Here is a 12,032-nt window from a genome sequence, read left to right as displayed (position 1 = left end):
TCGCGACTTTTAGATAAACATCACTTTTTAGATAAGGTTAATCGATGGCTAGCGAGTCTCACACTGCCGTTTTTAGCGATAAACTTGATTGGCAACACACCACAATTGACGTCTTTAGCCATTTTGCCGATGAACCTTGGGCTATGCTATTAGACTCCGCCGATGCTAAGCATCCAGATAGCCGCCATGACATTATCGTTTGTGACCCGCTTGCCACTGTCATCACAACGGCAAACCAGACTGACATCACCCATCGACAAACGGTCATGACCGACAACCTTGCCGCGCCAATAACAAACCAACTAGGCTCCTGCCCGTTTACGACGTTGCGTACAGCGTTAGATCATTACTTCCCAGACAACAAAACCAGCATGCTGCCATTTAGCGGTGGTGCTATGGGTGCATTTAGTTATGATTTAGGCCGCCATATCGAACGCTTTGACACTATCGCCAATAACGATATTAACCTTGCCGAAATGAATATTGGTTTATATGCATGGGCGCTAATTTATGACAATCAGCAACAGCAATGGCATTTGGTGCATTATCATGGCGCCAAGGCTTTTAATCGCACCCGTGAGCACATCGAGCGTCGATTACAACAGGCATGCAGCCATAAAACCTTTAATTTAACCCGTCCCTGGCAAGCGCAAATCAGCCAAACTGAGTATCGCGCTAAGTTTGAGCGGGTGCAGCAGTACTTGCATAGTGGCGATTGTTACCAGATTAATCTAACCCAACGATTTGCGGCGCCCTACCAAGGTAGCGAGTGGCTGGCTTATACCAAGTTACGTGGGTGCAATGCGGCGCCCTTTTCCGCATTTATTAAATTAGCCGAGCAAAGTGTGTTATCCATTTCACCTGAACGCTTTATTCAGCTACAGGGAAGCAAGATACAAACTAAACCCATTAAGGGCACGCGGCCAAGGTTTACTGACCCACAACAAGATAGCGCTGCGGCTAACGATCTACGCAATGCCGAAAAAGATCGCGCTGAAAACTTAATGATTGTCGATCTGCTGCGCAACGATATCGGTAAAGTCGCCGCCCCGGGTAGCGTTGCCGTACCTAAACTGTTTGATGTTGAAAGCTTCCCTGCGGTGCATCATCTCGTTAGCACGGTTACCGCACAATTGGCAGACAACATCGATGCCAGCCAATTGCTGCGCGCTTGTTTTCCCGGCGGGTCGATTACCGGAGCACCGAAAATAAGAGCCATGCAGATCATTGAAGAGCTTGAACCCTCTCGGCGCTCATTGTATTGCGGCTCTATCGGCTATATCAGTCAAGACGGTAATATGGATACCAGCATTACCATTCGCACCTTAGTGGCTGACCAAGGTAATTTGTACTGTTGGGCTGGCGGCGGCATAGTTGCAGACTCTGACGTGGATGCTGAATATCAAGAAACCTATGATAAGGTAAGTAAGATATTACCCATTTTAGCTGCGGACACGGCTGATTAGCTAACTGACGCATTCATCTACAGAGGTTGACTTAACCATCACCATGGATATAGATCTGTTACGCACCCAGTTTCAATTAAACCAACTTGCCGAAGACACCACCCCTAAGGTGAACGGCAATTTGCGTCAAGCTGCGGTGCTGGTGGCCATTGAGCAGATAGATAACCAACCACAAATAATATTAACCCGTCGCCCGCACCACCTGCGGGCACACCCTGGGCAAATCAGTTTTCCCGGCGGAAAAGTGGAAAACACCGATAAAGATTACACCGATACCGCACTGCGTGAGGCTGAAGAAGAGATAGGTTTATATCGCCACAATGTTGAGGTCATTGGGCAGTACCCCAGTTTTAAGACATTTACCGGTTTTGAAATCACCCCAGTAATGGGTATTGTTAAGCAGCCATTTACACCTAATATCCATCCCGGTGAGGTCGCGGCCTTGTTCTCTATGCCACTGAGTTTCGCACTTGAGCCACAAAACCGCCACGTTCGCTACTTTCAGCGCGGTGACATCCACTACCCCGTGTATTTTATTCAGTATCAACAGCATTTTATTTGGGGCGCGACTGCAGCGATCATCGATCGTTTTTGTCGCCAATTTGTGCTTTAGATAAAAAAGCTCAGGTAGAGTCCGGCGGTCACCGAGGTCAATAAAAGTAACGGTATATTAAACCAGTAACCCATTTTAGAATGGGTCGCAAAATAGAAGTTGAACGCCAAACTCAATAGGCTAATCCCCGCGCACGTCCAAATCACATCTTGCAGTAACACCGTATAATCGGGATCCCAAGCCAAACGAATGCTGGCACCTTTAGACAAATAATAACCAATGGCTCGATCGGGGCGAGCTTGATCAAACAGCAACAGCGCGTAGATGGCCAAACTCCAACCCAAAATGGACAAGGTAGCCAATATCATTTGGAAGATTTTTCTTTTCTTCATACTGCCACCTTGAGTTCGGATTAGTTAAATTTGCTTAAGCAATCGCTGATTAACTATGAATAATATTAATCATCAATGTGTTACCTTTACCACTTTAGCAAACTTGTCTAAAACTAGCCATAGTCACCCGGCATCGTAGCTGTGTTAGAGTACAAGATAAAACCGTCTCTGATCTACGCTGTCTTGGGGTTTGAATTGAGCCAGCGGCCGGGTATTAATTGGGCAGATTTGCTCAAGTTGTAAAAAAATCACCTCATCGGGCTCAATTACCGCTTTTTTCCTTGAGAAACCTCGCTATCAAGGTAATATGAACATCCAAATTTTTTATTAAAACGATTCGTTGGAGAACTAAGCAACAATGAGCATTACATCTGTCGCTTCTGTATTTAAAGGTGACTTTGCGATTGGATCGCAAGTGACCGTACGCGGTTGGGTAAGAACTCGCCGAGATTCCAAGGCAGGCATCTCTTTTCTTGCCGTATATGATGGTTCCTGTTTTGACCCAATTCAGGGCGTTGTGCCTAATAGCTTAGTCAATTATAACGAAGAGATCCTCAAGTTAACTGCAGGTTGCTCTGTCATTATGACCGGCGAAGTGGTTGACTCTCCAGGTAAAGGTCAAGCGTTTGAGCTGCAGGTGACCAATATTGAAGTCACTGGTTGGGTTGACGATCCTGATACTTACCCAATGGCGGCCAAACGTCATTCAATTGAGCATCTACGTGAATTAGCGCATTTGCGTCCTCGTACCAACATTATTGGTGCAGTAGCGCGTGTTCGTAACTGTTTATCGCAGGCGATTCACCGCTTCTATAACGAAGAAGGTTTTATTTGGGTATCGACGCCACTGATCACTGCATCAGATTGCGAAGGTGCGGGTGAAATGTTCCGTGTATCTACTTTAGATATGGAAAACTTGCCACGTACAGACGCGGGTAAGGTTGACTACAGCGAAGACTTCTTCGGTAAAGAGTCATTTTTGACTGTATCGGGCCAGCTAAATGCTGAAACCTATGCCTGTGCACTATCAAAAGTTTATACCTTTGGTCCAACATTCCGCGCCGAAAATTCAAACACAAGCCGTCACTTGGCTGAGTTTTGGATGGTAGAGCCAGAAGTCGCCTTTGCAGACCTTGATGATGCTGCGGCCCTTGCCGAAGCCATGCTTAAATACTGCTTTAAAGCGGTATTAGCTGAGCGCCGTGATGATCTAGAGTTCTTTGCCCAGCGTGTTGATAAGACCGTGATTGAACGTTTAGAGAACTTTGTAAACAGCGACTTTGCACAAGTTGACTATACCGACGCCGTTGAAATTCTTAAAGCCTGTGGCAAGTCGTTCGACTACGACGTTGAATGGGGTATCGACTTACAATCTGAGCACGAGCGCTATCTTGCTGAAGAACACTTTAAAGCCCCTGTGGTTGTGAAGAACTATCCAAAAGATATCAAAGCATTCTACATGCGCCTAAACGATGACGGTAAAACCGTTGCTGCAATGGATGTGTTAGCGCCAGGTATTGGTGAAATCATTGGTGGTGCGCAACGTGAAGAGCGTCTAGATGTACTTGATGCACGTTTAGCTGAAATGGAACTGAGCCAAGAAGACTACTGGTGGTACCGTGATATGCGCCGTTATGGCACAGTCCCCCATGCAGGTTTCGGTTTAGGTTTTGAGCGTTTGGTTTCATATGTAACGGGCGTCTCTAACATCCGTGACGTGATTCCTTTCCCACGTGCACCTAAGTCAGCCAACTTCTAAGCGATTAACGCTATTTGAGCCACATGTTGGCGCAATTAAGTGGTAAAAAAAAGCTCCTAATATAGGAGCTTTTTTATTGCCTAAGGCTTTTAAAGCCTGTTTAATTAGGGGTTAATCTAAGCCAGCTTCAAAAGTTAAGAAGATTTCGTTGTTAACCTTATCAGCTAAAGGGTTGCCCTTGATGGGCTGCTGATATTCCACATGTAACAAGTAACGACCGGCAGACTGCGGCGTAAAGCTAACCATACCGTCATTGTCAGAGGTGACTTTAGTAGCGTTAAGCTGATTACGGTAAACCGTGCCCTCTTTTACAACAGACACTTCAGCGCCGCTAACAGGCTTGCCCTGATAGGTGATCTTAAATTCAGCGACATCTTGTTCAACAATATCGGCTGGGTGTGTCACCGGGATCAGTTCTAAATACTCGCCTGTTGGCGCCAGCGCAGTATCATTTGGCTTGTTAAGGGTCACATAAGACTCAACCCGTGAAAAGCTCATCACACCGACAAGATCGTAACCATTGGCCGGCATTTTTGCTTTAGTCGCTTCTTTATCAGCGCGGCTATATACCGGCTTATCTTCGCCTTTAACTTTATAACTGGCGTAGTAACGTGGACTGGTTTTCTTTTGCAGTTTATAAGTACCATCAGCCACTAGTTGATAGTCGAATACTGACTTGCGTGAGCCTTTGTAGCTTGAAGATGGCCACTGCTTTTTACCTTGCGGGGTGATAATTTCTACATCTTCACTGCCATAAGGTTTGTCATATTGAAAAACTTGGTTGCTAGCGGTCACGTCTGAAGTGATCCAGACTCCTTTGCCAGCTTCCGCAGAAACGGTAAAGTGACTTGGTAAGATCCAACGGTCGTGGGCCACAGCACTGTGACTAAGCACCCCACATGCTAACGCTAATACGAGTGTCTTTTTCATCTTTTATCCTTTCTATTAACCTTAAGGTTGATACTTAATGGTGATTTCAGCAGTTTCATCGGTTGGTGGCAGTGTTACCGCAAATGCCTTGCCGTCATGATTGAACTTATGGCGCACTAGTGAGCGGTTGCCGTGTTCTCGCACAACTTCCACCAACAAGGTGTACTTACCGGCCACAACGCTTTTACCTTCACTGTCGGTGAAGTCCCAATCGAGTTTGTATTGACCAGATGGACGTGTTGCCCCGGTAACGCCATCAATAAACCCGGCTTCATCACGACCAATTTTGCGCCACCAACGACGAATATCTTTGAGCCACTTCTCGCCTTCATCCCAAGTCCACAGTGCGATGGTGTCAACGTGTTTACCGCGGCTATCTTCTACCCAAACAGCCGTGTATGGGCGTAAGTACTGACCTTCGGTGATCTCTGCTAGGCCTAAATCGATTTCGATCTTACTGGCCGATACTGGCATCGCTAACATTGATGTGCATAGCAATGCACCAAGCAGGGTCTTGTTCATATGAATACCTATGTTAAATTCCTATCAAAAATCGTAATTGCTCAATCGAAACCACAACACTTACAGCACACTAAACCAGTAAATACCGATACAGCCTATGCTGACCACACCCATGTAGCGCATAGAACGAAACAGCTTTTTGCGCTGTGGTAACAGCAGGTAAGCCCCGGTTAACGAGAAAATAATCATTAGCACGGCACTGATGTCGATCACCCATTGCCACACTACCCCGGCATGGCGACCTTTATGTAAATCGTTAAGAATGGCGATCACGCCATATTCTCTATGCTCATAAAAGGCCATTTGCTCATACACATCGATTGTTAAGCTCTGGTAGCGGCCAGGTTTACTCTGCACAATCGCTACTTCATCGTCGCTAATCTCCGCCTCAGTAAGCGACAAACTAAATTCACTGTTAAGCCAATATTTGGCACTTTCTTGCCAAGCCGGCGTTAAAGGTTCAACAGGCAGCAGATGCTCCGGCAAGTTGATCTCTTGGTAATCTGACTCAGCGGTGTCTGCATTGAACCACTGTGGGTGGTTAAGTGTGATGCCTGTAAACGCAAAAAACAGCATCAACAGCAGCAGCGCCATTGACACATAAATATGGATAGTACGAGCAAGTTTGAGAGTGTGTTTACGTTGATTTTGCGAGTTGCGAGCGCTTAAAGGCGCTTTGGTTAATGGCTTGTTCATACTCTCATCTTGTTATTGTTTTGATCACAACTGCGGCGCTGAATCGTCACAGATCAATAACTACAACTTAGATGAAAATAATTATCATTAAAATTTGATTTACGAAATTTACATAAGCCAACTGAACCTAACTAAAGACAGTCGCCAGCCCCAGAGCAGGCATAATAAAGTCTGCGATTTAAGAGCCCCAATGGGTTTATTCGTATTTGACGTGGCACACGGCGACATCTATGCCATGCCCAACTAACCAATCGAGCCACACCTTTTGGTTATCTTGTAATTTATCAGTCGGCCCTTTTACTTCAATAAGCTCAAAGCCACTGCCATTAGGGTGATAGACAAACAAGTCCGGTAAACCACTGCGGTGATGTTTAAGCGACTGCAGCATATAGGTTAACAACAGCGCGATAAACTCATCGCTGACGCTATCAAGCAAACGCTGTAAATGAACCAAGGTAACCCGGCTCCAATCCACCCAATCATTAACATAGCCAAAGTACTGCTCGTACGCCTGCTCAATACGTTGATAAATATCGGCTGTAGTTGTTAGTGCTATTTCTTTAAGACGCTGATCGATAGCCGCTCGCCTTGTATCGGTAAAACTTGGCTGGTACATATCGCTGGGCGCTGACTGAAATGGATGCTGAAACGCGCCAGGGATCGGCGCGAAAATAATGTCCCAAAACAATAAACCGAACAGCGAACAAAACAGGCTGTTTTCGAGATGGAATGCCAAGTAGCCACGTTGCTGGTAAGTGTAGATCACATGCTCTTCTACGCCTTTAACGCCAAGTTCATTCATCTGTTGCAATGGCAACTGCCCAATAGTCAGTTGAATTATTTTGATGGCATCATGATTTTGCTTGAATCTAGTCCCTGTCACCTCTATGCCTAACTTACGTTGGCATCGGTTGAGTAGGCGCAGAAAGATGAGCTGTTCTTCGGCGTAGAGCTTACCTGAATCTAGCACATCATTGATAAGTGTTAGCGCAGCTTGATAATGCTCCTGAGCAATCAATACCCTCGTCTTGCGCTCGATAGCTGCCGAGTGACTTAGCTGGTCATAAAGGAAAAGCGCATCATCTAAATAGCCTTTGCGCTCTAAATCGCGGCCAATACTAAATTGCAACTTGCTGCGATAATACTGTAAAAAGTCACTGCAAGTGTTAGTGGGTATATCGCCCTCAAATTTTTTCACACCAATGTAGTCTAATTGGCGCCTTTGCAGTTCAAATTGCTCTATTGCATCGCTCAATAACGCCAACTGTTCTACTGAACGCCAGTCATTAAATAACCGGCTGTTACGGTCTAATTGATAGGGATAGAATTGCTGTAAACCTAGCTCGGCCACCACAAACTGAGTTAAATCTTGATAACGATTGCCAAAAAACAGTAATAACAACGCATCGTAATGGCATTGAATATTGACCTTGAGCCAAGGTGAGCCAATAAACTCACCAATCTTTACCTCTGGTTGCTCTGCGGCCAATTGCTGCAGTGCTAGGCTTAATTCAGCCTTTTTGGACGGCATCTGTTTTGGCGCAATGGCATATGCACCCTTGAGGATCTGCTTTAGCGATTTTACCGTGAGTTTAAGGGCCAAAACCTCTACAGGCGGATTAGTCACACAGCTCACTAAACAAGCTTGTCCGAGCTCCTCAATGGCAGCATCAATATCGGCTATCTCAGCATAATTGAGTTTTACGGATTCAAACCACTCTCCTTGCCTGCTACACAAGCGAACTAAAAGCCGCTGAGCATAACTCGTCAGCTGCCGATAAGCCGTTAAACATTGACTCAGCTCGGCAGGAAATAGGTCTTGATACCGCGCTGTGACATGGTCAACCACATAGTTGAAGTTATCAAGGTAGTAATCTGCTGCAAGGGACGTATCTAAAGGCTCTGTACCCTGACTGTCGTGGCTCATGTACTCTCCTTTTCACTAACGGGCGGCAGTTGTATTTTGCTGTGGTATCAGGCAATCTGCGACAAACATTGCCAATATATAATCACTATGTGGACACAGCAACTCATTGAACTCACACCGCGCCGCCGCGGAGCTCACATTATCACCGACGAGCTTGAGGCCTATTTACCCGATGTAAAAGTGGGGCTTGCGCATTTATTGCTGCAGCATACTTCTGCGGGGTTGACGCTAAATGAAAATGCCGACCCAAGCGTGCGAGTAGACTTTGAACGTTATTTAAACCGCATCGCACCAGAGAACGAGCCGTACTACACCCACACCTATGAAGGCAGCGATGACATGCCTGCCCATCTAAAAGCTAGCCTAGTAGGTGCACAGCTCACTATTCCCATTACTCGGGGTCGATTTAACCTCGGTACATGGCAAGGCATTTATTTGTGCGAGTTTAGAAACCATGCCAGTGAGCGACGCATTGTGCTCACCTGCCAAGGCGAATAACCCTATTTATGAGCGCGATTAGCGCTCATTGTCGCTCATGGGCGCTAATAGGGTTAGCCACTCATCACTGCCCATTTGCGTGCTAGGTAAGTTTTCATCCTGATAAATACCCGATGCTAGGTGCATCTTAGTTTGTTGCAATGCTTGGATACGCTCTTCAACGGTGTCTTTACAAATTAACTTGTAAACAAATACCGGCTTAGTTTGCCCGATACGATAGGCACGATCACTCGCTTGTTCTTCTGCAGCGGGGTTCCACCAAGGATCGCTATGGATCACAACATCTGCTGTGGTCAGATTGAGTCCCGCTCCGCCCGCTTTAAGGCTGATTAAGAAAATCGGTACATCACCTTGCTGGAAACGTTCAATTAAGCTGTCGCGGTTGCGAGTTTTACCGGTTAGCTGCAAGTAGTCGACCTTGATGTCATCAAGCTCTGCGGCAATCTTATCCAACATGGTGGTAAACGAGCTAAAAATCAGGATTTTTCGTCCTTCTTCAATCATGCTAGGAATTTTATCGCGCAGCCAAGTCATCTTCGCTGATTTACCTTGCAGCTCGTCAGTCGGATCCACTTGATGGCTTAGGCCAAGCAACTGTGGATCGCAACAGATTTGCCGCAGACGCAACAAGGCATTACTGACCGCTAAGCGGTTATGTTTAAAGCCGGACTCCTGCACCACCGCCTGAATACGTTTTTCCATCACCGCCCGCACTGACTCATACAATTGTGCTTGGGTTTGACTCAAAGTTAGGGTGACATTCATAACCGTTTTTTGTGGCAATTCGGTCGCCACTTGCAGTTTAGTTCGCCGCAGCATAAACGGTTTTATCCGCTTTCTTAACATCTCTTGCACTAATACCGCATGGTCTTGTTCAATAGGTAATTTAAACTTGCGCTTAAACTGGCTAGCGGTGCCCAAAAAACCCGGCATTAAGAAGTTAAATAATGACCAAAGCTCACCAAGGTGGTTCTCCATAGGCGTACCGGTTAAGCAAAGCTTATGCTGGGTTTGTAAGCCATTAACTAACTTGGTGATCCGACTGCGACTGTTTTTGATGGTTTGAGCTTCATCCAGCACCAAAGTATCAAACTTATGGTGACGCAATTTATCAAAGTCTTGTGCCAGTAGCCCGTAACTGGTGATGACAATATCACTGTCGGTAAGCATGTGCTGCTCGTCATGTCGACTGCGGCCGCGCCAAATACGGGTATCTAAACTCGGGGCGAACTTTTGCGCTTCTAAATGCCAGTTAGTCAGCAAACTGGTTGGGGCAACGATAAGTACTGGTACAGTTAAGTTGCCCTGCTCTTTCTCTGCCAGTATTACTGCCAAAGTTTGCAAGGTTTTACCTAGGCCCATATCGTCCGCTAAGATTGCATTAAACTGCTGCTTTCGCAAAAAGCTCAGCCACATAGCCCCTTGCTTTTGATAGTCACGCAATGTCGCTTGCAGACCAATCGGCGCAATATATTCTGTATGCTCTGGACTCACCTCTTCATCGAGTTGATTTGCCAGATTTTTAAGCCAAGTGTCACCGCGCCAGTGTAACTTATCGACTGTGCCGTCTTCATCACCCGCTTCTATGACTTGGTTAATTTCATTGAGTTTACCAAGTTGATGACGAGACAGCTCTAACTGGTCTTGGCTATTAAGTGGGTTAGCTTGGTATAGCTCATCGAGCACAGCAACGATATTGGCAATACGTTCACCAGGAATATTAAGCTCTTCACCACTGTCTAACTCTAAAACAAGATTAATAGGTGCAGGTGCGCCAGTCGACTCATCGCTTGGTAAATCGCTGGTTAACTCTTGGTTTAACTCTATGAGCTTGCGTTGGCGAATAGCGCGCACAATCAGTGGCAGTAGGTTCACCTGCTGACCATCAACCTCTACGCCTAACAGTAAACTAAAGCGGTTATCAGTTTTCGATAAACTGGTAACGGTCGCAAACCAACTGTCCGCCTGCGCCTGTTTAAAGCGTCGTTGCGCTTCAAATTCAATGCACCAGCCTTTAAGGCTTAGCATGCGTAACTGAATTAACTGTTCAGTCAGATCGCTCGACATCAAGCGACTACCTAATGGAAAAGCTTGCCAAACTCGTGCCTCATAAACCGTAGTGAGTAGCGGCATGGCATTGAGTTCGAGCTGATAGGCAGCTAAGGTTGATAACCATTCATCATCTTCGTAGAAACTGACATAAGCCTGTTCAAATTCAACCGCTTTGGCGCCACATAGTAAACTGAACTTGGCCACATCAAATGCCATCAAAGGCTCATCTAACCAATCAAAATCGAGATGCTGATGACTAATGGTTAGCTTAGGTTGCCAAATATCATCAAAAGTCTCAGATGAAATTGGCAGACGAGTATTGCTAAACACCGCGTTGTTGGCAGCTACATCAATGCAGATGCGATCATTAATATTGACCATATAATCACGGTCTATAAAGTCTTGCTGCAACATGTAATCGACCGTCAGAGGTTGGGCCGCTTCATCCTGCCAGATACAACGGTGAGTGCTAAACAGCACCTCATAGTCTGCATCCGTCATAGTGAACTTATCTAACGCAACCGTCATGGTATTAAGATCAATATAAGGGTCAAACAGCGCCAACAGACTGATGTCGCTTTGGCTCATGTATTTAGGGTTTGGCCCTTTTTTAATGACTTTGAGATCCAATAACGACTTAATTTGATATTGGCCGTCGCGTTGTAAATAGCCTTTATGAAAAGTCAGTTGTAGACCTTTAGGGCCAGGCGACAACAAATACAGGATTCGATGTTTAGCCATTGTTGGAAATGGATCGTGATGGCGGGCCATTTCACTACGTAGCAAGCGGATCAAGGTGGCGGTTTTTCGCTTCTGGGCAGGTTTTGCGCGAGCGAGTTGATCTTTAGCGCTGTATTCAAGAGCGAGCGCCGCTAGATGCTGGCAACGCTTCTGGTAACAACTACAATAGCCTTCTGCGAATGCCCAATGGCTACCCTGCTTTTGTAAACTTAACCGCGCCATAATCTGCGGCTGATTTGCAGCCACCTTAAACTGACCCGACAACGTAGGTAAATTGTCTTGGTAATGGCTAATACCTGTATCTAATAATATCTGAATCGCATTAAACAGGTTTTCATGGCTAAAAGTAGATAACAACGCTTGCAAAAGACCTTCCGTAACTCAGTGAGTTTAACCGCAGTGCTTGAAACGAAAGGATTAATCATAACATTCTGGTAGGGACAATCTAGGCCTTTTCGAAGCACATTGACCTAATGAGTTGAATATTAATCAGCTT

The 12,032-nt window shown here is 45.8% G+C and carries 10 protein-coding genes; 4 read left to right on the top strand and 6 right to left on the bottom strand.

From position 1 onward, the window contains the following. The first annotated feature begins 44 nt into the window (after positions 1 to 44). Together pabB and L865_RS0104560 are read left to right on the top strand one after the other, a co-directional pair. Positions 45 to 1,466 (top strand): aminodeoxychorismate synthase component I, encoded by a 1,422-nt coding sequence (gene pabB, locus L865_RS0104565; RefSeq protein ID WP_028772145.1) that lies wholly within the window; start codon positions 45 to 47, stop codon positions 1,464 to 1,466. Positions 1,467 to 1,509: 43 nt separating this feature from the next. Then, entirely contained in the window at positions 1,510 to 2,079 is a 570-nt protein-coding gene (locus L865_RS0104560; protein WP_028772144.1) for a CoA pyrophosphatase, read from the top strand. On the opposite strand, the gene L865_RS0104555 is transcribed toward L865_RS0104560, so the two are convergent. Beyond that, positions 2,076 to 2,411 (bottom strand): hypothetical protein, encoded by a 336-nt coding sequence (locus L865_RS0104555; RefSeq protein WP_028772143.1) that lies wholly within the window; start codon positions 2,409 to 2,411, stop codon positions 2,076 to 2,078. The two genes, L865_RS0104560 and L865_RS0104555, sit on opposite strands and share 4 nt — an antisense overlap. A 358-nt stretch (positions 2,412 to 2,769) precedes the next feature. Between L865_RS0104555 and asnS the strand changes: the two genes are divergently transcribed. Then, positions 2,770 to 4,170 carry an asparagine--tRNA ligase gene (asnS, locus tag L865_RS0104550; protein ID WP_028772142.1) on the top strand — a complete coding sequence of 467 codons (1,401 nt, stop codon included), beginning with the start codon at positions 2,770 to 2,772 and terminating at the stop codon, positions 4,168 to 4,170. A gap of 111 nt (positions 4,171 to 4,281) precedes the next feature. Here the strand turns inward: asnS and L865_RS0104545 are convergent, their stop codons facing one another. From L865_RS0104545 to L865_RS0104530, 4 genes are all read right to left on the bottom strand, one after another. Next, positions 4,282 to 5,100, bottom strand: coding sequence for a DUF4198 domain-containing protein (locus L865_RS0104545; RefSeq protein WP_028772141.1), 819 nt, complete (start codon positions 5,098 to 5,100; stop codon positions 4,282 to 4,284). Between the two features lie 21 nt (positions 5,101 to 5,121). Beyond that, positions 5,122 to 5,622, bottom strand: coding sequence for a DUF2271 domain-containing protein (locus L865_RS0104540; RefSeq protein ID WP_037470545.1), 501 nt, complete (start codon positions 5,620 to 5,622; stop codon positions 5,122 to 5,124). A 60-nt stretch (positions 5,623 to 5,682) separates the two neighbouring features. Beyond that, a complete protein-coding gene (locus tag L865_RS0104535; RefSeq protein ID WP_051484443.1) occupies positions 5,683 to 6,318 on the bottom strand; it encodes a PepSY-associated TM helix domain-containing protein in 636 nt (211 codons plus the stop codon). A 196-nt stretch (positions 6,319 to 6,514) separates the two neighbouring features. Then, positions 6,515 to 8,245, bottom strand: coding sequence for a VRR-NUC domain-containing protein (locus tag L865_RS0104530; RefSeq protein WP_028772138.1), 1,731 nt, complete (start codon positions 8,243 to 8,245; stop codon positions 6,515 to 6,517). An 87-nt stretch (positions 8,246 to 8,332) separates the two neighbouring features. On the opposite strand from L865_RS0104530, the gene L865_RS0104525 reads away from it, so the two are divergent. Continuing rightward, the gene (locus L865_RS0104525; RefSeq protein WP_028772137.1) at positions 8,333 to 8,743 is read left to right on the top strand and encodes a secondary thiamine-phosphate synthase enzyme YjbQ; all 411 of its coding nucleotides are present in this window, start codon (positions 8,333 to 8,335) and stop codon (positions 8,741 to 8,743) included. Between the two features lie 18 nt (positions 8,744 to 8,761). On the opposite strand, the gene L865_RS23135 is transcribed toward L865_RS0104525, so the two are convergent. After that, complete coding sequence (locus tag L865_RS23135) at positions 8,762 to 11,902, bottom strand: DEAD/DEAH box helicase (RefSeq protein ID WP_051484442.1); 3,141 nt, start codon at positions 11,900 to 11,902, stop codon at positions 8,762 to 8,764. Between the last annotated feature and the right edge of the window lie 130 nt (positions 11,903 to 12,032).

The sequence above is a fragment of the Shewanella waksmanii ATCC BAA-643 genome, from assembly GCF_000518805.1.
Classification (GTDB): domain Bacteria; phylum Pseudomonadota; class Gammaproteobacteria; order Enterobacterales; family Shewanellaceae; genus Shewanella; species Shewanella waksmanii.
The sequence above is the reverse complement of the archived record's forward strand: the minus strand, read 5'-3'. Positions and strand labels throughout refer to the sequence as shown.

What these genes read in the sequence shown, in the direction of transcription:
- pabB (WP_028772145.1), top strand. Translation starts at nt 45, where the DNA reads ATGGCTAGCGAGTCTCACACTGCCGTTTTTAGCGATAAACTTGATTGG.
- L865_RS0104560 (WP_028772144.1), top strand. Translation starts at nt 1,510, where the DNA reads ATGGATATAGATCTGTTACGCACCCAGTTTCAATTAAACCAACTTGCC.
- L865_RS0104555 (WP_028772143.1), bottom strand. Translation starts at nt 2,411, where the DNA reads ATGAAGAAAAGAAAAATCTTCCAAATGATATTGGCTACCTTGTCCATT.
- asnS (WP_028772142.1), top strand. Translation starts at nt 2,770, where the DNA reads ATGAGCATTACATCTGTCGCTTCTGTATTTAAAGGTGACTTTGCGATT.
- L865_RS0104545 (WP_028772141.1), bottom strand. Translation starts at nt 5,100, where the DNA reads ATGAAAAAGACACTCGTATTAGCGTTAGCATGTGGGGTGCTTAGTCAC.
- L865_RS0104540 (WP_037470545.1), bottom strand. Translation starts at nt 5,622, where the DNA reads ATGAACAAGACCCTGCTTGGTGCATTGCTATGCACATCAATGTTAGCG.
- L865_RS0104535 (WP_051484443.1), bottom strand. Translation starts at nt 6,318, where the DNA reads ATGAACAAGCCATTAACCAAAGCGCCTTTAAGCGCTCGCAACTCGCAA.
- L865_RS0104530 (WP_028772138.1), bottom strand. Translation starts at nt 8,245, where the DNA reads ATGAGCCACGACAGTCAGGGTACAGAGCCTTTAGATACGTCCCTTGCA.
- L865_RS0104525 (WP_028772137.1), top strand. Translation starts at nt 8,333, where the DNA reads ATGTGGACACAGCAACTCATTGAACTCACACCGCGCCGCCGCGGAGCT.